This window comes from Luteitalea sp. TBR-22 (genome assembly GCF_016865485.1).
Lineage (GTDB): Bacteria > Acidobacteriota > Vicinamibacteria > Vicinamibacterales > Vicinamibacteraceae > Luteitalea.
In genome coordinates, this window is the sequence record NZ_AP024452.1 from 3904203 (window position 1) to 3924171 (window position 19969).

Genomic DNA, 19969 nt, shown 5'->3' on the forward strand with positions numbered 1-19969 from the left:
CACGGCGACATGTCGAGATCTGCCCCCGCTGCGGCGGACCGCATCGACCGGCGCGACGCCCACTTCCTCACTTCGCGCGCCCCCGCCCGCACCTCCGCGCCCGGCCAATCGCGATCCCGATCCGCGATCCCCCGATCCCCGCTCCCCGATACTCAATCCCCCCCCAAACAGCACGAGGCGCCCCGTGCGGAGGCGCCTCGTGCGTAAGTGTCGGCCGTGGGTGTCGGGCGCTGCCGACGCGACGTCAGACCGTGGTGGCCACCGTGCCGTGGTACTCCTGCAGCGAGCGCACGTCGAGGCCCTGTTCGCGCAGTGCCCTGATGGCGCTCACCGTGGCGGCGCCGCCGGTGAGGGTGGTGATGCAGGGCACGCCCTGCATCATGGCCACGCGACGCACGCTCCGGTCGTCGAAGAACGACTCGCGCCCGAGCGGCGTGTTGATGACCAGCTGGATCTGCTTGTTGACGATGCGGTCGCCGACGTGCGGGCGCCCCTCGTTGATCTTGTAGACCACCTCGACGTCGAGGCCGTGGGCGCGCAGGTACGCGGCCGTGCCACGCGTCGCCACCAGCCTGAAGCCGAGCGCGGCCAGGTCGCGGGCGATCGGCACGACGTTGGCCTTGTCGTCGTTGTTGACGCTGATGAACGCCGCGCCCTCGAGCGGGAGCTTCTGGCCGGCGGCGATCTGCGCCTTGGCGAAGGCGGTGCCGAAGGTCGCCGCGCCGCCCATCACCTCGCCCGTGCTCTTCATCTCGGGTCCGAGGATCGTGTCGACACCCGGGAACCGCACGAACGGGAACACCGGCGCCTTGACGAACACGCCGGTCACGCCGAGGTCCTGCACCAGGCCCAGGTCGGCCAGCGACTTGCCGGTCATCACCCTGGCGGCGACCTTGGCCAGCGGCACGCCGGTCGCCTTGGACAGGTACGGCACCGTCCGCGAGGCGCGCGGGTTCACCTCGAGCACGTAGACCGTGTCGTCCTTGATCGCGAACTGCGCGTTCATCAGGCCGATCACGTTCAGCGCCCGGGCGATGCGGCGCGTGTAGTCCTTGATCGTCTCGAGGTGCTTCTCGGCGACCAGGTAGGTCGGCACCACGCAGGAACTGTCACCCGAGTGGATGCCCGCCTCCTCGATGTGCTCCATCACGCCGCCGATGACGACGCCCCCCTGGCCGTCGGCCACGGCGTCCACGTCGAGCTCGAAGGCGTCCTCGAGGAAGCGGTCGATGAGGATCGGCTTCTCCGGCGACACGTCCACGGCGTTGGCCATGTAGTTGTCGAGGGTGCCGGCGTCGTAGACGATGGCCATCGCCCGGCCACCGAGCACGTACGACGGGCGCACGACCACCGGGTAGCCGATGCGCGCCGCCACCTCGCGGGCCTCGTCGCGGCTGGCCGCCATGCCGTTGGCCGGCTGCGGAATCCCGAGGTCCCAGAGCAGCTGCGAGAAGCGCTCGCGATCCTCGGCCAGGTCGATCGAGTCGGGGGACGTGCCGATGATCCGCACGCCCGCCTCCTGCAGCGCCAGCGCCAGCTTCAGCGGCGTCTGGCCCCCGAACTGGACGACGCACGACACCTCGCCGCCGGCCGACTTCTCGCGCTCGATCACCGCCAGCACGTCCTCGAGCGTGAGCGGCTCGAAGTACAGGCGGTCGACCGTGTCGTAGTCGGTCGACACCGTCTCCGGGTTGCAGTTGACCATCACCGTCTCGAAGCCCTCGTCGCGGGCCGCGAAGGCGGCGTGGCAGCAGCAGTAGTCGAACTCGATGCCCTGGCCGATGCGGTTCGGACCGCTGCCCAGGATGACGACCTTCTTGCGAGGCGTCGGCTCGGCCTCGCACTCGCGCTCGAACGTGCCGTACAGGTACGGCGTGAACGACTCGAACTCCGCGGCGCAGGTGTCGATGCGCTTGTAGACGTTGCGCAGGCCGAGCTCCTCGCGCTTCTCCCGCACCGCGCCTTCGTTGACGTCGCAGAGCCGCGCGATGTCGCGATCGCCGAAGCCGTTGCGCTTGAGGGTCCGCAGCAGGTCCTCCGACATGTTGCGCAGGCCGATGTCGCGGGCCATCTTCCCGAGCTCGACCAGCTCCTGGAACTGCTCGAGGAACCACGGGTCGATGTGCGTGAGCTCGTGCACCTGGGCGACCGTCCAGCCGCGCTCGAGCGCGCGGAAGATCGACCACATGCGGCGGTCGTTCGGGATCACCAGCGACCGGCGCAGCGCCTCCACCTTCTCCTCGTCGTCGTCGACCGGCTGGCCGAACAGCGACGCGCCGTTGCTGGCCAGCTCCAGCGAGCGGATGCCCTTGAGGAACGCTTCCTTGAACGTCCGCCCGATGGCCATCGCCTCGCCCACCGACTTCATCTGCGTGGTGAGCGTCGCGTCGGCGGTCGGGAACTTCTCGAACGCCCAGCGCGGGATCTTGCAGACGATGTAGTCGATCGTCGGCTCGAAGGACGCCGGGGTCACCCGCGTGATGTCGTTGGGGATCTCGTCCAGCGTGTAGCCGAGCGCCAGCTTGGCGGCGATCTTCGCGATCGGGAAGCCGGTGGCCTTGGACGCGAGCGCCGAGCTGCGCGACACGCGCGGGTTCATCTCGATGACGATGTAGTCGCCGTTGGCCGGATTGACGGCGAACTGGATGTTGCTGCCGCCGGTCTCGACGCCGACCCGCCGGATGATCCGCCGCGCCGCGTCGCGCAGGCGGTGGTACTCGCGGTCCGACAGCGTGATGGCCGGCGCCACCGTGATGGAGTCGCCGGTGTGCACGCCCATCGCATCGACGTTCTCGATCGAGCAGATGACCACGAAGTTGTCGGCGTGGTCGCGCATCACCTCGAGCTCGTACTCCTTCCAGCCGATCACCGACTGCTCCACGAGGATCTCGTGGACCGGGCTCAGGCTGATGCCGCGCTCGCAGATCTCGCGGTACTCCTCGAGGTTGTAGGCGATGCCGCCGCCGACGCCGCCCATCGTGAACGACGGGCGGATGATCGCCGGGAAGCCGACCTCCGCGATGCACTCGAGCGCCTGCTCGAGCGAGTGGACGACGGCGGAGATCGGCACGGGGATGCCGATCTCCTTCATCGCGTCCTTGAACTTCAGGCGGTCCTCGGCGAGCTCGATGGCGTCGATCTGCGCGCCGATCAGCTTCACGCCGTGCTTCTCGAGGATGCCGGCCTTGGCCAGCGCCACCGCGAGGTTCAGCGCCGTCTGCCCGCCGACGGTCGGCAGGAGCGCGTCGGGCTTCTCGCGGATGATCACCTGCTCGACCATCTCGACGGTGAGCGGCTCGACGTACGTGCGGTCGGCCAGCTCCGGGTCGGTCATGATCGTCGCCGGATTGCTGTTGATCAGGACGACCTCGAGGCCCTCGCTGCGGAGCGCCTTGCACGCCTGGGTGCCGGAATAGTCGAACTCGCAGGCCTGGCCGATGACGATCGGGCCGGAACCGATGACGAGCACGCGGGAGATGTCGGTACGGCGGGGCATCTAGGCGCGCGCCTCCATGGCGTCGAGGAACTCGCGGAACAGGTAGTCGGCGTCGTGGGGCCCCGGCGCCGCCTCGGGGTGGTACTGCACGCAGAAGATGGGCCGCGTCCTGTGCTTGAGCCCCTCCACCGTGTGGTCGTACAGGTTCACGTGCGTCACCTCGACATCGGCCGGGATGCTCTCCGGGTCGACCGCGAAGCCGTGGTTCTGCGAGGTGATCTCCACCGCGCCCGACGCCACGTGCTTGACCGGATGGTTGGTGCCGCGGTGGCCGAACTTCAGCTTGAACGTGCGGGCGCCGAGCGCCTGCGCGAGCACCTGGTGGCCGAGGCAGATCCCGAACACGGGCACGTCGGCGGCCGCGAGGGCCTTCGCGTTGTCGACCACGTACGGGAGCGCCGCCGGGTCGCCGGGGCCGTTGCTGAAGAACACGCCGTCAGGGGCGTCCTTGAGCAGCTCGCCCGCCGGCGTCGTCGCCGGGTACACGCGCACGTCGATGCCGTGCTCGGCGAAGCGACGCAGGATGTTGTACTTCATGCCGAGGTCGTAGGCGGCCACCTTGAGGCGACGGCCCGCACGCCGCTGCGGCTCGAGGATCAGGTCGCGCGCGACGGTGGCGCCAGGCTCCTCGGTCGGCTTCCAGTCGAACGGCGCGGCACACGTGACGTCCTTGACCAGGTCGAGCCCGGCCATCTGGCGGGCGCTCCGCGCCTTCTCCACCAGATCCTCGCCCCGCACCCCTGCCCCGGTCGCGATCACCCCGCGCATCACGCCCGACGAGCGCAGCACCCGCGTGAGCGCTCGCGTGTCGATGTCGGAGATCGCGACGATGTCGTGGCGCGTCAGGTACTCCTTCAGCGTCGACTCGGAGCGCCAGTTGCTCGCCACGCGCGACTCCTCGCGCATCACGAAGCCGGCCACCTGCGGCGCGCGCGACTCCATGTCCTCGGGGGACACGCCGTAGTTGCCGATGAGGGGGGCCGTCATCGTGACGATCTGACCGGCGTACGAGGGATCGGTGAGGACCTCCTGATAGCCGGTCAGGCTCGTGTTGAAGACGACTTCGCCACTGGTCTCCCCCGTGGCGCCGGCGGCCACGCCTTCGAAGACCTGGCCATTCTCGAGTGCGAGTAGCGCTTTCATTCCTGTTCCTGCTGCAACGTGGCCTGTACCCGGACGCGGGTGCCGCCGATGACGGCCACCCGCCCCTCCCAGGGCTTGAATCCCGGCGCCTCCACGCGAACCGTGTGCGCCCCCTGCGTGAGCCCGGGCACTGCCGCGGGCGTGCTGCCGTAGTACTGGCCGTCGATCGTCAGCCGCGCCTGCGTCGGCGTCGACACGACGAAGATGCCACCCGTGCGCGGCGCCTCGGGGTCGGGGCTGGTCGCGGGCGCTCGGGCCGGCGGCACCGCCCCGGTGCCTTGCGCCGTCGACGAGGTGGGGGCCGGCGCGGGCGGGGTGGCGGGCCGCGACGGCGCGGCCCCCGAACCGGCCGGCGGCGCGGCCGATGCCGCCTGGCGCACGAGATCGACCGAGAGCGAGGCCACGGGTTGGCCGACGGCCAGCACGACCTGGCGCTCGACGGGCTCGAACCCCGGGCGCGTGATCGAGACGGTGTAGGGTCCGAGCGGCAGGTCGCGCAGCACCACGGGGGTCTCGCCCCGGAGTTCCCCGTTGACCCTGACTTCTCCCGAAGGAGACGACCGGATCAGCACGCGGCCGGTCGCCACCGCAGGCGCCGCGGCCGGCGGGGCGGCGCTCGGTGGCGGAAGTGCGGTTGCCGGCCGGGCCGGACGCGCCGCCTCGGTCCGGGGCGAGTCCCCACGGGGCATCACCGGCGCCTGCGGCACCGTCGGCGGGCGCGACGCGGCCGGCGGGGTCACGGCCCCGGCCCGTGGGTCAGGCGCAGGGCGCGGCGATGGCGCCGCCTCATCCGGCGGGGGCGCCGTAGCCGTCGTGGGGGCGGTCGTTGGCGGCGCCTGCAGGCTGCGCCACGTGCCATAGCCGGCGGCGACCACCGCGAGCACCACCGCAAGCAGCAGCCAGACGCGTCGCGACGGCGCGTCGGCCGGTTCCGGGGTCCAGGCCGGCAGGGTGGCATCGCTGGTGTCGTGGTCGTCGAGCCGCCACGTCGGCGCGGCGGCGTTGGGCGGCTCCTCGGCGGGCCCTGCGGAAGACCTGAGGACGAGCGGGTCCTGATCCTGCGCCTCGGCGGGCACGTCGGCCACCAGCCACTCCTGCTCGGGCTCCTCCTCGGCGGTCGGGACCACCTCGGCGCCCGCAGGCTCCTCGACGGCAGCCAGCGCGGTGTCCTCTTCCTCCGGGAACAGCGACAGGGCCACGCCCTCCGGGTCCTCGATGGGCTGGACCGCGATGTCGCGGGAGGAATCCACGGCCGGCGTGGCGAGGATCACGCCTTCCCGGGCGAACCGCGAGAGCGCACCGGCCTCTGCCGGCGCCTGGTCGCCGGCCAGCGCCAGCAGCCAGGCCTCGACGGAGGCGAATCGCTGGTCGGGATCGGGGTGCAGCGCACGCACGAAGACGTCGTGGAGGCGCGCGTCCTCGGTGGGCGTCTCGGCCAGGGTCCACCGATCGAAGGCGGGGATCGTCCCGGCGATGAGGCGACGGCCCGACAGGGCGTCGAGAGCCAGCATGGCCAGCGAGTACTGGTCGGCGCGCGCGTCCCAGGGGCGGCCCGACGCGCGCTCCGGCGCGGTGAAGGGGACGCGAACCGGGGCCTGCATGTCGAGGGACTCGAGGACCGGCGCCACCCCGACGCCGGTCAGCATGCCGCCCTCGTCGGTGATCAGGACGTCGCGCGGATGGATGGCGCCGTGCCAGACGCCCGCGTCGTGCGCTGCCTGCATGCCGGCGGTGATGGCGCGCAGCCACGGCAAGGTCGCCTCGAGGCTCTGGCGGCCGCCGCGCAGGCGTCCCTCGACGGTCGGCGCCGTCACGACCGGCGAGGTCAGGTAGACGCCCTCGGGGCTGAGCCCCACCTCGGTCAGGGGCAGGAGCGCCGGATGTTGCGGCAGCGCCAGCCGGACCCGTTCGAGGTGCTCGGCCAGTTGCGGACCGTCGCCGGCGATCTCGGTGATCAGCTTGAGGACCTGCAGGCGTCCGCGTTCGTCCTCCACGAGCAGCCGCGGCCCCAGCGTCCCGGACGCGAGGACACGCCGGACGCGGAACGGTCCGACCTCCTCAGGCGGCTGGAACAGGGACGAGGGGTCGTGGGTCAGGGCAGGGACTCTCCTGCGCGAGGGCTCGCGCGGGCAGACAAGGCTGCATTATAGCAAGGGGCGAGGGCCACCGACCCGGCCGTGCCTTGACACCCGTGTGGCCCTTTGCGACAGTGGACCTCCTGTGCTCCCAGACTCGACCACGCAGGCCGCTCAGCCTCAGGGCATCGACCTGCGACAGTGGTCGGGTTCGCGCCTGAGCCTCGACTACACCTACCGTCACGAACCGCTCGCCCGCTTCTACGCCGGCGACCCGGCCGACCCCGAGGCCTGGCGGGTCGCGATCGCCCGCGCGCAAGCGCATCCCCGTGAGCGGGACCGCATGGTCGCCGTGCTCGAGCGGCAGTTGGAGCAGCGCCGGGCGCCCGATCAGGCACGCGCCGCGGCGCGCAAGTTGGCCGACCCTCGCGCGGTCGCCATCGTGACCGGCCAGCAGGCGGGCCTGTTCGGCGGTCCGCTCTACACCCTGATGAAGGGACTCACGGCCGCGCGCCTGGCCGCCGACATCGAGGCGACGTACGGCGTGCCCTGCGTGACGGTCTTCTGGAACCACGCCGAGGACCACGACTGGGAAGAAGTCGCCTCGGCCTGGGTGCTCGACGCCGAGCTGCAGGTGCACAAGCTGACGGTCGGCGGCATCGAGGGCGACGGGCACGTCCCGGTCGGACAGGTGCACCTCACCGAGGACATCACGCGCGTCCTCGACGAGCTCGAGACGCTGCTGCCCCGCACCGAGTTCACCGACGAGACGATCGCGCAGCTGCGACAGTGTTACCAGCCCGGCACGGGCATGGCCGACGCGTTCGGGCACCTGCTCGACCTCCTGCTCGGTCCGCTGGGCGTCATCGTCTTCGACGGCAGCGATCCGGCGGCCAAGCCGCTGGCCAGCGCCATCTTCCAGCGCGTGCTGGCTCACCCTGGGCACACCCGGCAACTGGCCACCGACGCCGGACAGGCCCTCATCGCCGCCGGCTATCACGCCCAGGTCCTCGCACAACCGGACGGGACCGCCCTGTTCTCCATGGCGGACGGCCGGATTCCCATCAAGTACCGCGACGGCCAGTTCTTCGTCGGCGACACGGCGGTCGACGCCGACGCGCTGCGACAGGACGCAGCCGCCCATCCCGAGCGCTTCAGCCCCAACGTGCTGCTGCGCGCCGTCGTGCAGGACACCTTGCTGCCGACCATCGCCTACGTGGCGGGGCCCTCGGAACTGGCCTACCTCGGGCAACTGAAGGACGTCTACGCCTTCCACGAGACGCCGATGCCGCTCATCGTGCCGCGCGCGACGGGCACGGTGCTCGATTCGGCGGCCCAGCGCTTCCTGGCGCGGACCTCGCTCGAGCTGAAGTCCCTGCAGGCGCAGGACGAGCACGTGTTGAACCAGTGGCTCGAGGCGCAGTTGCCGCCGTCGCTGGAGCAGGCCCTGCAGGATCTGGCGCGTGCCATCGACGAACGCATCGCGGTCCTCGCCGCGGAGGTGCCGGCGCTCGACCCGACGCTCGAAGGCGCGGTGAAGTCGTCGCAGGGGCGCCTCAGCCACGAAGTCCGGGCGCTGCACACCAAGGTCATCACGGCGGCCAAGCGTCGCCACGACACGCTGCGGCGCCAGTTCGCGCATGCGCAGCACCTCGCGTTCCCCGGCGGGCACCCGCAGGAACGTGTGGTCTGCCTGGCCTGGTTCATGAACCGGTTCGGCCCGGCGCTCGTGCCCCGGTTGTACGAGTGCCTGCCCACCGAGGGCGGCAAGCATTGGCTCCTCCAGCTCTGACGCGGAGGCGCCGACGGCGGCGCTGGCCCCGCATCCTCCTCGCGGTCCTGCTCGGCCCGTTGCTGGTCCTGGCCGGCACCTTCGTCTACCTGTACCGCAGCGTCGCCGTCGAGGTGGACGCGCGCCTCTCGGGCCTGCACGATCGCGTCGCCCCGCGCGTCTATGCACGGCCCTTCGTGCTCCGCCGTGGCCAGGCCCTCACGGCGCAGGAACTCGACGACCGCCTCGACGACCTCGGCTACACCCGGAAGGCGCGGGCCGACGAGCCGGGCGAGTTCGATATCTCGGGCGCCGAGGTGCGGCTGGTGCCGCGCGGCGGCACGGCGGAGGGCCAGCTGGTGCGCGTGACGCTCGCGCCCGACGCCTCGGGCAAGGCGAGCCACGTCGGCGCGCTGGTGCTCGCGCGGGCCGGCGAGGCGGAGGCCGTGGAGCTCGAGGCGCCGCTGCTGACGGCAGTGGCCCCGGGCGGCCGTGGACGACAACGCCAGCTCCCGCTCGCGCAGTTGCCCAGGTCGGTGGTGCAGGCGGTGCTGGCCATCGAGGACCGGCGCTTCTACTCGCACCCCGGCGTCGACGTCATCCGCACCCTCGGGGCCATCGTCACCAACCTGCGCGGCGACAAGCCGTACCTGGTCGGCGGCAGCACGCTCACGCAGCAACTGGTCAAGAACTCGTTCCTGACGCCGGAGAAGACCTACACCCGCAAGCTTCGCGAGCAGGTGATGTCGCTGGTGCTGGAGCGTCGGCTCACCAAGGACGAGATTCTCGAGCTCTACCTCAACGACGTGTACCTCGGCCAGCGCGGCTCGTTCTCGGTGCACGGCATGGCCGAGGGCGCGCACCTCTACTTCGGCAAGGACGTGAGCAACGTCACGCTGGCCGAGGCCGCCATGCTGGCCGGGATCATCCAGTCGCCGGCCGCCTACTCGCCGACGCGCCACCCGGAGCGGGCGCGCGAGCGCCGCGACGTGGTGCTGCGCGCGATGGCCGAGGCCGGCTACGTGTCGCGCGCCGAAGCCGAGACGGCGATCGGGACGCCGCTGGTCACCGCCGCCGGCACGGTCGATGCCGAGGCGCCGTACTTCGTCGACCACGTGGCGCAGTTGATCGGCGAGCTCGTCGAGCTCCGCGCCTCGGCCACCCGCATCGAGGTACACACCACGCTCGACCTGCACCTGCAACGCCTCGCGCAGGACGTGGTGGCCACGGGCGTGGCCGACATCGAGGCGCGCTTTGCCAGGAAGGGCAAGTCGCGCGGCCCCCTGCAGGCCGCGCTCGTGGCGGTGGACCCGCGGACCGGCGAGATCCTGGCAATGGTGGGCGGTCGCTCCTACCAGCGATCGCAGTACAACCGCGCCACCACCGCCAAGCGGCAGCCCGGGTCGACCTTCAAGCCGTTCGTGTTCCTCGCCGCCTACGACATGGCCCTGCGCGAGGGCCGCACCGACCTCACGCCGGCCACCGTGCTGTCCGACGAGCCGGCGACGTTCCTGGTGAACGGCCAGGAGTGGGCGCCGCACAACTACGACGGCACCAACGACGGGCTCATCACGGCCCGCCGCGCCCTGGCCCGCTCGCGCAACCTGGCGACGATCCAGATGGCGGAGTTGACCGGCTACCAGACGATTGCCTCGCTCTGGCGGAGCATCAAGCCCGGATTCACGGCGCGCGCCTATCCGTCGATCGCCCTCGGCGTGTTCGAAGCGACCCCGCTCGACATGGCCGAGGCCTACACGATCTTCCCGAACCTCGGGGAAGTGCGTCCCCTCAAGGCGATCGCGCGCCTCGAGGTGGACGGCGCGACGATACCAACGCCGGAAACGGCGCGGCCGCGGCACGTCGCGCAGCCGGCGCCGACCTTCCTGGTCACCAACATGATGCGCAGCGTCCTGAACGAGGGCACCGGGGCAGCCGCCCGCGCCGCCGGCTTCGCGCTCGACGCGGCCGGCAAGAGCGGCACGACCAACGACCTGCGCGACGCCTGGTTCGTCGGCTTCACACCCGAACTGCTGACGGTGGTCTGGGTGGGCCTCGACGACAACACGCCCGTCGGCCTGAGCGGCTCTCAGGCCGCGCTGCCCATCTGGACGGCCTTCATGAAGCGGGCGCTGGCCGGCCACCCGAATCGACCGTTCGCGGTCCCGGACGGCGTGACCTTCGTCGAGATCGACAAGGACACCGGCGGTCGCGCCGGCCCGTTCTGCGACAAGCCGTACAACGAGGCGTTCCTGGTGGGGACCGAGCCGCAGACCCTCTGCTACACGCACCTGGGCGTGCCGGGGGGCAGCCTCACGGGTCCCCAACTCCTCCAGGTGCCGGCCACCGCGCCCGTCCCGTCGTCACAGCCACAGGCGTCCCCAGTCCCGTGATGCCCCCAGGGGCACGGCGGGTGCCCGACGCCCGGTGCCCGGTTCCCGGTTCCCGTATACTGTTGCGTCTGTCTTTCCCCGAGGTTGCCCTTTGAAGTACGTCGTTCCCGTCCTCCTCGCCCTCTCGATGGGCGTCGCCTGCAATCGCACCGAATCCAAGGCCGCCGCCAACCAGGCGCCGGCGGACGCCGCCGCCCAGCCGGCCGCCGCACCCGGTGCACCTGCGGGCCAGCCCGGCCAGCCGGGCCAACCCGGGCAGCCCGCGGCGCCGCCGGTCAAGCCGGTTCCCGCGCAACTGCCCACGGTCGTCGCCCGCGTCAACGGCGCCGACATCCCGGCGGCCGACCTCGAGAAGGCCGTCCGCAACCTCGAGGCCAACGCCGGACAGCAGGTGCCCGCCGAGCGCCGGAGCGAGATCTACCGCGGCATCCTCGACCAGCTCGTCGAGATGCGGTTGCTCGAGCAGGAGGCGGCGGCGCGCAACATCAAGGCGACCGATGCCGAGATCAACGCCGGCATCGACCAGATGAAGAAGCAGGCGCCCAACGCCGAGGCGTTCGCCAAGGCCCTGGCGTCGCGCAAGATGACCGAGGCCGACCTGCGCGCCGAGGCCCGGCAGCGTCTCGCGGTCGACAAGCTGCTCACCGCCGAGGTCGAGCCCAAGGCCGCGGTGACCGAGGCCGACATCGCCGACTTCTACAAGAAGAACCCGCAGTTCTTCATGCAGCCGGAGTCGGTCCGCGCCAGCCACATCCTGCTGAAGGCGGACACGCCCGAGGCCAAGGCCGCGGCCAAGACCAAGGCCGAGGATCTGCTGCGCCAGATCAAGGGCGGCGCCGACTTCGCGGCCCTCGCCAAGCAGCACTCCAACGACGGCAGCGCGGCCAACGGCGGCGACCTGGGCTTCTTCCCGCGCGGCCAGATGGTCAAGCCGTTCGAGGACGCCGCGTTCGCCCTCAAGGCCGGTGAGGTGAGCGGCGTGGTGGAGTCGGAGTTCGGCTACCACATCATCAAGTCCGCCGAGCACCGTCCGGCCCGCACGGTGCCCCTGGCCGAGGTCAGCGATCGCATCGCGCAGGCCCTGCGTCAGCAGAAGCAGCAGCAGCTCGCACAGGAGTTCGTGCAGCAGCTCAAGGCCAAGGCCAAGGTCGACGTCCTGATGTGATGACCAGCCTGTTCGGGGCCATCGACCTGGCCCTCGCGCGCGGCGAGGCGGTGGCCCTGGTCACCATCGTCCGGGCGCAGGGCTCGACGCCGCAGCGCGTCGGCGCCCGCATGCTCGTCCACGAGGACGGCCGCACGCTGGGCACGATCGGCGGCGGGTGCTACGAACAGGACGCGTTGGGCAAGGCCCGGCTGGCCCTCCAGACCGGGCGTCCGACCCTCGCCCACTACGACCTCAACGACGACTTCGCCGAGGAGCAGGGGCTCATCTGCGGAGGCCAGATGGACGTGTTCATCGACCCGATCGCCCCGACGCCCCGGGTGTGCATCATCGGGGCGGGTCATGTCGGCTACCACACGGCCCACCTGGCCGCCAACGTCGGCTTCCGCGTGGTGGTCGTCGACGATCGGGCCTCGTTTGCCGACCCGGCGCGCTTCCCCACCGCCGAGCGCGTGGATGTCGCCGACATACCCGCCTGGCTGCGGACCGCCGACATCGGCCCCCGCGATTACCTGGTGATCGTCACGCGCGGGCACCGCGAGGACCTCGACGCCCTGCGCGCCGCGCTCGACCGCGACACTGCGTACGTCGGACTGATCGGCAGCCGCGCCAAGATCGCTCGCCTCTGCGCCCGGCTCGCGGAGGACGGCGACGACGCGTCGCGCATGGCGCGGGTGCATGCGCCCATCGGGCTCGACCTCGGCGCCGTGTCGCCCGAGGAGATCGCGGTCAGCATCGTCGCCGAGCTGATCGCGCATCGTCGCGGACGGCTGCAGCCGCGCACGTCGGCCGACGAGGCCGACCAGGCACGCGCCGCCAGGCCGATGCAGTGGCGCCCGCCCGCCATCCGGTGACGGCAACCGGGGACAGCAGGCTGCAGGCCGTCGGCTGTGGGCTGCCGGCGGTAGGCTGTAGTCCGTAGGCTGCAGGCTGTAGGCTGTAGGCTGTATGCCTGCTTTCGGCCGCGCGTTCCTCTCCGAGTTCCCGCTCGACCCGTCGATCACCTACCTCAATCACGGCACCGTCGGCGTCACGCCGTCGCGCGTGCTGGCCGCGCAGCAGGCCATCCGCGACGAGATCGAGCGACAGCCCAGCCGGTTCCTGTTGCGTGAGCTGCACGCACCGGCCACCTCGGTCGGCTGCCCGCGGGAGGAGACACCGCGCCTGCGCGTCGCGGCCGGCCAGGTCGGCGCCTTCCTGGGCGCGCAGGCCGACGACCTCGTGTTCGTCGACAACATCACGACCGGCGCCAACGCCGTGTTGCGGTCCTTCCCCTTCGAGCCCGGCGACGAGCTGCTCATCACGGACCTGGGATACGGCGGCATCGCGGCGGTGGCGCGCTTCGCCACCCGGGAGAAGGGCGCCCACGTCACGACGGCGACCATGCCCTGGCCGTTCACGCCCGAGGGCATCGCCGACGCGATCGTCGAGGCGGCAGGACCGCGCACGCGACTGGCCGTGGTCGACCACATCGCGGCCGACAGTGCCCTCGTGCTGCCCGTCGCCGACATCGTCGCGCGCCTGCACGACAAGGGCGTGGCCGTCATGGTCGACGGCGCCCACGCGCCCGGCGCCATCGCCGTGGACATCGCCGCCATCGGCGCCGACTGGTACGTGGCCAACCTGCACAAGTGGATGTGGGTGCCGCGCAGCAGCGGCATCCTGTGGGCGGCTCCCGAGCGTCAGGCGTCGTTGCACCCGGCAGTCATCTCCTGGGGGCTCGACCTCGGATTCACCACGACCTTCGACCTGCCGGGCACGCGCGACCCGTCGGCGCACCTGGCCGCACCGGCCGCGATCGCCCTGTTCGAGGAGTTGGGCACCGAGGCGGTGCGCGCGTACAACCACGACCTGGCATGGCAGGCGGCGCACCACGTGTCGGAACGCTGGGGCACGGCGTTCACCACGCCCGAGTCGATGATCGGCACGATGGCCACCGTGACGCTGCCTGCCTCGCTCGGCACGACGCGCGACGACGCGCTGCGGCTCCGGGATGCGCTGCTCCTCGAGGACGGCATCGAGATCCCGGTGCACGCCTATCGCGGCCAGTTGCGGGCCCGCATCTCGGCACAGGTCTACAACGACATGGACGACATGGAGCGGCTCGCCGACGCGATTCTGAAGCGCGCCGCCGTGCGCTGACGGCCGTCGTCATTCCCCTCATGTCCTCACTCGTCCTGCGGGGCGCCACGGTCCTCACGATGAACGACACCCTCGACGTGATCGAGGGGCCGGTCGTCGTGCGCGACGGGCTGATCACGCAGGTCGGAGGCGCCGAACCGCCCGGCGTGCCGACCATTGACGTCTCGGGCTGCCTCCTGCTGCCCGGTTTCGTGCAGACGCATGTCCACCTGTGCCAGACGCTGTTCCGGGGGGCGGCCGACGACCTCGCCCTTCTGGCGTGGTTGCGGCAGCGCGTGTGGCCGATGGAGGCGGCGCACGACGAGGCCTCGCTACGCGTGAGCACCAGCCTGGCCGTCCACGAGCTGCTGCGGACCGGCACCACGAGCGTGCTGACGATGGAGACCGTGCACGACACGCACGCCGTCCTCGAGACGCTGGCAGCCAGCGGCCTGCGAGCCACGGTGGGCAAGTGCCTCATGGACCGTGACGATGCCGCGCCGGCTCGCCTCAAGCAGCCGGTGTCGTTGGCCATCGACGAGGCGCTGCGCCTCCGCGCCGCCTTCGATGGCGCCGCCGGTGGGCGCATCCGGGTGGCGCTGGCGCCGCGCTTCGCGGTCTCCTGCACGCGCGAGTTGCTCGAGGCGACGGCCGCCGTGTCGGACGCGCACCGGATGATCGTGCACACGCACGCCTCCGAGCAGCGCGACGAGATCGCCGTGGTGCGTGCCATCGCCGGCATGGGCAACCTGGCCTACCTCGCGGACACGGGCCTGGCGACGCCGCGCCTGTGCGCGGCGCACTGCGTGTGGGTCGACGAGCAGGAGCAGGCGCTGCTGGCCGAGCGCGACGTCAAGGTGATGCACTGCCCCGGGAGCAACCTGAAGCTCGGGTCGGGGCTGGCGCCGGTCACGGAGATGCGGGCGCGGGGCATCACCGTGTCGCTGGGCGCCGACGGCGCGGCCTGCAACAACCGGCTGGACATGTTCGACGAGATGCGCCTGGCCGCGACGCTGCAGGCGGTACGGCTGGGGCCCGGGGCGTTGCCGGCCCGCGACGTCGTCTGGATGGCGACCCGCGCCGGCGCGGCCACGCTCGGACTCGAGGAGGAGATCGGGCAGGTGGCCGCCGGCTTCCGCGCCGACCTGGTGGCGGTCGACGTGAGCGGCCCGCTCGTGGCGCCGTCGGCCGACCCGTACTCGACCCTCGTTTACGCCAGTCGGGGCAGCGACGTGCGCCTGACGATGGTCGACGGCGAGGTGCTGGTGCGGGAGGGGATCCACCAGCGGATCGACCCGCAGGCCCTGGCCCACGACGCCCGCATCGAGGCCAGCCGCCTGTTCGCCCGGGCCGGCCTGTGAGGCGCGGCCCGACCTCTCGGCTATAATCAGGGGCGAGTTGGCACTCTCTCCCCACGACTGCTAATGGCGAACTCGAACTCCTCTCGATCGAGCGCGCTGCCGGCGGATGTGCCGGAGCGCTACCAGCGCCTCCTGGCGACCCTCGTCCGTGCGTACATCGAGCACGGCGAGCCCGTGTCGTCGCTGTGGCTGGCCCGCGAAAGCGGCCTCGACGTCTCGTCGGCCACCGTGCGCAACGTGCTGGGCCGGCTCGAGGAACTCGGCTTCGTGCGCCAGCCGCACACCTCGGCCGGTCGCATCCCCACCGATCAGGGCTATCGGTTCTACGTCGACCTGCTGTTGCACAGCCGACGCCCGTCGCGGGCGGTCAGCGAGCTCGAGGGCCGGTTGCGCAAGGCCGGCGGGATGGGCGAGTTGCTGGAGAACGTCTCGCAGGAGCTCTCGCGCGCCTCCCACCACATGGGCTTCGCCATCACGCCGGGCCAGCAGGAGGCGACGCTCAAGCACGTCGACCTTGTCGCCCTCGACGCGCGGCGCGTGCTGGTCGTGGTGGTGTCGGGCTCGGGGCACGTGACCCACAAGGTGGTGGAACTGCCCGACCCGGCCCAGCCCTCCGAGCTCACCCAGGCGGCCAACTACCTGAACGCCGAGTTCGCCGGCCTGCCCGTCGCCGAGGTGCGCGAGCGCATCCTCGAGCGGCTGCAGGAGGAACGCGCGCTGTACGACCGGTTGCTGGCCCGCGCCCTGCGGCTCGCCTCCGAGACCCTCGGCGAGGTCGCCACCGGCACCCAGGTCTTCATCCACGGCACCTCCTCGCTGCTCGAGGCGGCCGGCAATGACGATGTGCGAGTGCCGTTGGCGACCCTGCGGGCGCTGCTCGCGATGATGGAGGAGAAGCACCGGCTCGTGCAGATCCTCGGCGAATACCTCGACGGGCCGGGGCTCACGGTGGTCATCGGCACCGAGCACACCGAGCCCGGCCTGCAGAATCTGAGCCTCGTCGCGTCGACCTATTCCGACAGCGGGCGCCAGGGCATGATCGGCGTGATCGGCCCGACCCGCATGCGGTACTCCCGGTCCATCGCCGCCGTCGACAGCGCCTCGCGCGCCGTCACGCGCGTGTTGATCGGCGACACGACGGGCGGAGACCCCTCATGAACGACACGCACGTGCATCCCGCGGCCGAGGCCGCTCCCGACGACGCCGCCCAGGCGGGGGACGCGACCGAGCTCGACGTGCTCCGCAAGGAGCGCGACGAGGCGGCCGACCGCCTGCTCCGCCTGCAGGCCGAGTTCGACAACTACCGCAAGCGCCAGGATCGCGAGCGCCGTGAACTCGGCGACCACTTCGCGTCCGAGCTCCTCGGCGAGTTCCTGCCGGTGCTCGACGACGTGGAGCGCGCGCTGGCGGCAGCCACGGCCTCCAGCGAACCCGTCCTGGCAAGCCACCGGCAGGGCCTGGAACTGATCCACAAGCAGTTCCTCGAGTTGCTGAAGCGCCGGCAGGTGGTGCCCATCGAGGCGGTCGGCGCCGACTTCGACCCGAACGTCCACCAGGCGGTCGGCCAGGAGGTCAGTGCCACGCATCGCGAGGGTGAGGTGATCGAGGATCTGCGCCGCGGGTACCGCCTCGGCGACCGCCTCCTGCGGCCGTCGATGGTGAAGGTGGCCACGCGTGGCTAAGCGGGACTACTACGAGGTCCTCGGCGTCGAGCGCACCGCGACCGAAAAGGAGCTCAAGAGCGCCTACCGCAAGCTCGCGCTGCAGTACCACCCCGACCGCAACCCGGGCGACCACACGGCCGAGGAGAAGTTCAAGGAGGCCGCCGAGGCCTTCGCCGTGCTCGGCGACAAGGAGAAGCGGGCGGCGTACGACCGGTTCGGGCACGCCGGCGTCGGGGGCGCGGGCGGCCCGCAGTTCGACCCGAGCACCTTCGCCGACTTCGGCGACCTGTTCGGCGGACTCGGCGACGTGTTCGGGTTCGGTGACCTGTTCGGCGGCGGCGGTCGTCGTCGCGGTGGGCCGCGGCGCGGCTCCGATCTGCGTTACGACCTCGAGATCACCTTCGAGCAGGCGGCGCGCGGCCACGAGATGCAGCTGCAGATCCCGCGCGAGGAGACGTGTGAGACCTGCAAGGGATCGGGCGCGGCGGCGGGCACCTCGCCCGAGACCTGCAGCCAGTGCAGCGGCTCGGGCCAGTTGCGCTACCAGCAGGGCTTCTTCACCGTGGCGCGGCCGTGCGGCACCTGCCGCGGCACCGGCCGGGTGATCGCGTCGCCGTGCGGCACCTGCCGCGGCGCGGGTCGCGTCACCCGCGAGCGCAAGCTCACGGTGCGCATCCCGGCTGGCGTGGCCACGGGGCAGCGCATGCGCCTGAGCGGCGAGGGCGAGCACGGCACGGGCGGCGGCCCGCAGGGCGACCTGTACGTCGTGTTCCACGTGGCCGAGCACCCGTTCTTCCACCGCGAGGGCGACGACCTGCACTGCGAGGTGCCGGTGCAGTTCACGACGCTGGCGCTCGGCGGCACCGTGCACGTGCCGACGCTCGACGGCTCGCACCCACTCGAGATCCCCGAGGGCACGCAGCCGGGCACGAGCCTGCGCGTCAGGGGCAAGGGCATGCCCAACGTCTCGGGCCGCGGCCACGGCGACCTGCACGTGATCGTCGGCGTGCACGTGCCCAAGAAGCCGTCGCGCGAGGTGCGCGAGGCGCTCGAGGCCCTGCGCGCCGTGCTGCCCACCGACACCGGCGATGCCGCCGCGCGCGATCGCGGGCAGGAGGACAAGCCGTTCTTCGAGCGCGTCAAGGACATGTTCGGCTGAGTCATGTCCACCAGAACCTGGCCGGTGCTCCGGCTCGCATTCGCCGCCCCGCTCGACGAGGCGCGGCAGCAGCAGTTGTGGCTCGACGTCGACGACTGCGGCGCCTCGGCGCTCGACGAGGACGGTGACGTGGTGTCGCTGCACTTCACTGCGGCAGCGGATCGCGACGCGGCGCTCGACCTGCTCGCCACCCGTGGGTGGCTGGCGCAGGCCGCCATCACCACCGAGGACGTGCCCGACGAGGGCTGGGCTGCCCGCTCGCAGGCCAACCTGCCCGCCGTGCGCGTCGGCCGCGTCGTCGTGGCGCCGCCGTGGGACCTGCCGTCGCCTGACGCCCTCGGCGACGCCCTGCTGATCGAGATCGAGCCATCCACCGGCTTCGGCACGGGGCATCACCAGTCGACGCGGCTGTGCCTGCGCGCCCTGCAGGCGCTCGACCTGGCCGGCCGGCGCGTGCTCGACGTCGGCACCGGCTCGGGCGTGCTGGCCGTGGCCGCATGGAAGCTGGGCGCGGCCGAGGCGGTCGGCGTCGACAACGATCCCGACGCGGTCGAGGCTGCCGAGGACACCCTGCGTCGCAACGCCGTGCCGGCGGGCGCCGTGCGAGTCGAGGTGCGCGGGCTCGACGACCCTGCCCTGCTGCCAGCCGACGTCGTGTGCGCCAACCTCACCGGCACCCTCCTGCGCCAGCAGGGAGCGCGCGTGCAGCGCCTGGTGGCGCCCGGCGGCCGCGCCGTGCTGAGCGGCTTCACCGAGGACGAGGCCCGCTGGGTGCGCGAGGCCTTCGACGACTGCGACGTCGAGGCCACCCACGAAGAAGAGTTCTGGATCGCTTACGTCATGCGCCGCCGCAGCGCCGCGTCCCAGGCGTAGCGGATCACCGAGAGCGCCGCCAGCGCCACGTGCTCGGCCCGCAGCGTCACCGGCATCATCGTCCAGGGACGCCATCCCGCCGCACGGGCGGCGTCGACTTCCTCGTTCGTCCACCCGCCCTCGGGCCCGATCGCCAGCGCCGTTGCCTGCGGCGGGCTCGGCACCTCGCCGCCGTGGTCGCCCGACACGGCGGGCTCGGCGAGCCAGAGCCTCGTGGGCACGTTCGTCAGCGCCGTGCCGACCGCGTCGGCCAGCTCGCACGGCGCCGCGATCGTCGGCAGCACGGCGCGGCCGCACTGCTTGGCCGCGGCGACGGCGACCCGCTGCCAGCGCTCGTGGGCGGCAACGGCGGCCCGTGCCGGGACGTTGGTGCGCGCGCTCACGACCGGCAGGATCGCCGTGGCCCCGAGCACCGTCGCGTCGCGGACGACCGCGTCCATGGCGTCGCCCTTGAGCAGCGCCTGCACGATGACGATCGGGGCGGGCGGCTCCGGGGCGGCCGCGCGGGCCCCCTGCACGGCGAGCACGCTTCCCCCGGGTGCGACGCGCTCGACGCGCGCCGCATGCAGGGCGCCGCGGCCGTCGAACACCTCCACCGCGTCGCCCTCGCGCAACCGCAGCACGCGCGCGAGGTGCAGGCTCTCGCCGGGTGGCAGCACCACCGTCGGTGCGTCGTGGGTCAGGTCCGGCGCGAAGAAGCGATGAGGCACGGCGTCGTGAAAGGCTGAGGGCCCCCGTCCGCCGAAGCGGC

General features: G+C 72.0%; 14 protein-coding genes. 10 read left to right on the plus strand and 4 right to left on the minus strand.

Annotated features, from left to right (window positions below; all coding sequences use genetic code 11):
* Nucleotides 1-244: 244 nt before the first annotated feature.
* Genes carB through TBR22_RS16400 form a run of 3 tightly spaced genes read right to left on the minus strand, consistent with a single transcriptional unit; the run spans nt 245 to nt 6633 of the window.
* Complete coding sequence (carB, locus tag TBR22_RS16390) at nt 245-3496, minus strand: carbamoyl-phosphate synthase large subunit (protein WP_239488924.1); 3252 nt, start codon at nt 3494-3496, stop codon at nt 245-247.
* Entirely contained in the window at nt 3497-4639 is a 1143-nt protein-coding gene (carA, locus tag TBR22_RS16395) for a glutamine-hydrolyzing carbamoyl-phosphate synthase small subunit (protein WP_239488925.1), read from the minus strand.
* Nucleotides 4636-6633 carry a PEGA domain-containing protein gene (locus TBR22_RS16400; protein ID WP_239488926.1) on the minus strand — a complete coding sequence of 666 codons (1998 nt, stop codon included), beginning with the start codon at nt 6631-6633 and terminating at the stop codon, nt 4636-4638. Before TBR22_RS16400 ends, carA begins: the two co-directional genes overlap by 4 nt.
* 226 nt (nt 6634-6859) lie before the next feature.
* Here TBR22_RS16400 and bshC point away from each other — a divergent pair, with 226 nt between their 5' ends.
* The 10 genes from bshC to TBR22_RS16455 all read left to right on the plus strand — a co-directional run bounded on the left by bshC (nt 6860) and on the right by TBR22_RS16455 (nt 19218).
* Complete coding sequence (gene bshC / locus TBR22_RS16405) at nt 6860-8506, plus strand: bacillithiol biosynthesis cysteine-adding enzyme BshC (protein WP_239488927.1); 1647 nt, start codon at nt 6860-6862, stop codon at nt 8504-8506.
* Nucleotides 8488-10875, plus strand: a complete 2388-nt coding sequence (locus TBR22_RS16410; RefSeq protein ID WP_239488928.1) for a PBP1A family penicillin-binding protein — start codon at nt 8488-8490, stop codon at nt 10873-10875. The genes bshC and TBR22_RS16410 overlap by 19 nt, the downstream gene beginning before the upstream one ends.
* Nucleotides 10876-10966: 91 nt before the next feature.
* Complete coding sequence (locus tag TBR22_RS26945) at nt 10967-12040, plus strand: peptidylprolyl isomerase (RefSeq protein ID WP_370651351.1); 1074 nt, start codon at nt 10967-10969, stop codon at nt 12038-12040.
* On the plus strand, nt 12040-12894 hold the full coding sequence (locus TBR22_RS16425; protein WP_239488929.1) for an XdhC family protein: 855 nt from the start codon (nt 12040-12042) through the stop codon (nt 12892-12894). The genes TBR22_RS26945 and TBR22_RS16425 overlap by 1 nt, the downstream gene beginning before the upstream one ends.
* Nucleotides 12895-12988: 94 nt before the next feature.
* Complete coding sequence (locus TBR22_RS16430; RefSeq protein WP_239488930.1) at nt 12989-14182, plus strand: aminotransferase class V-fold PLP-dependent enzyme; 1194 nt, start codon at nt 12989-12991, stop codon at nt 14180-14182.
* A gap of 20 nt (nt 14183-14202) precedes the next feature.
* Nucleotides 14203-15522: a 5'-deoxyadenosine deaminase gene (locus tag TBR22_RS16435; protein ID WP_239488931.1), complete on the plus strand. Its 1320-nt coding sequence runs from the start codon at nt 14203-14205 to the stop codon at nt 15520-15522.
* A gap of 63 nt (nt 15523-15585) precedes the next feature.
* The gene (gene hrcA, locus TBR22_RS16440; protein WP_239488932.1) at nt 15586-16680 is read left to right on the plus strand and encodes a heat-inducible transcriptional repressor HrcA; all 1095 of its coding nucleotides are present in this window, start codon (nt 15586-15588) and stop codon (nt 16678-16680) included.
* The gene (gene grpE / locus TBR22_RS16445; RefSeq protein WP_239488933.1) at nt 16677-17204 is read left to right on the plus strand and encodes a nucleotide exchange factor GrpE; all 528 of its coding nucleotides are present in this window, start codon (nt 16677-16679) and stop codon (nt 17202-17204) included. The genes hrcA and grpE overlap by 4 nt, the downstream gene beginning before the upstream one ends.
* Entirely contained in the window at nt 17197-18345 is a 1149-nt protein-coding gene (dnaJ, locus tag TBR22_RS16450) for a molecular chaperone DnaJ (RefSeq protein WP_239488934.1), read from the plus strand. Before grpE ends, dnaJ begins: the two co-directional genes overlap by 8 nt.
* A gap of 3 nt (nt 18346-18348) precedes the next feature.
* A complete protein-coding gene (locus tag TBR22_RS16455) occupies nt 18349-19218 on the plus strand; it encodes a 50S ribosomal protein L11 methyltransferase (protein WP_239488935.1) in 870 nt (289 codons plus the stop codon).
* Here the strand turns inward: TBR22_RS16455 and TBR22_RS16460 are convergent.
* A complete protein-coding gene (locus TBR22_RS16460; protein ID WP_239488936.1) occupies nt 19179-19928 on the minus strand; it encodes a 16S rRNA (uracil(1498)-N(3))-methyltransferase in 750 nt (249 codons plus the stop codon). The genes TBR22_RS16455 and TBR22_RS16460 overlap by 40 nt on opposite strands.
* Nucleotides 19929-19969: the final 41 nt, after the last annotated feature.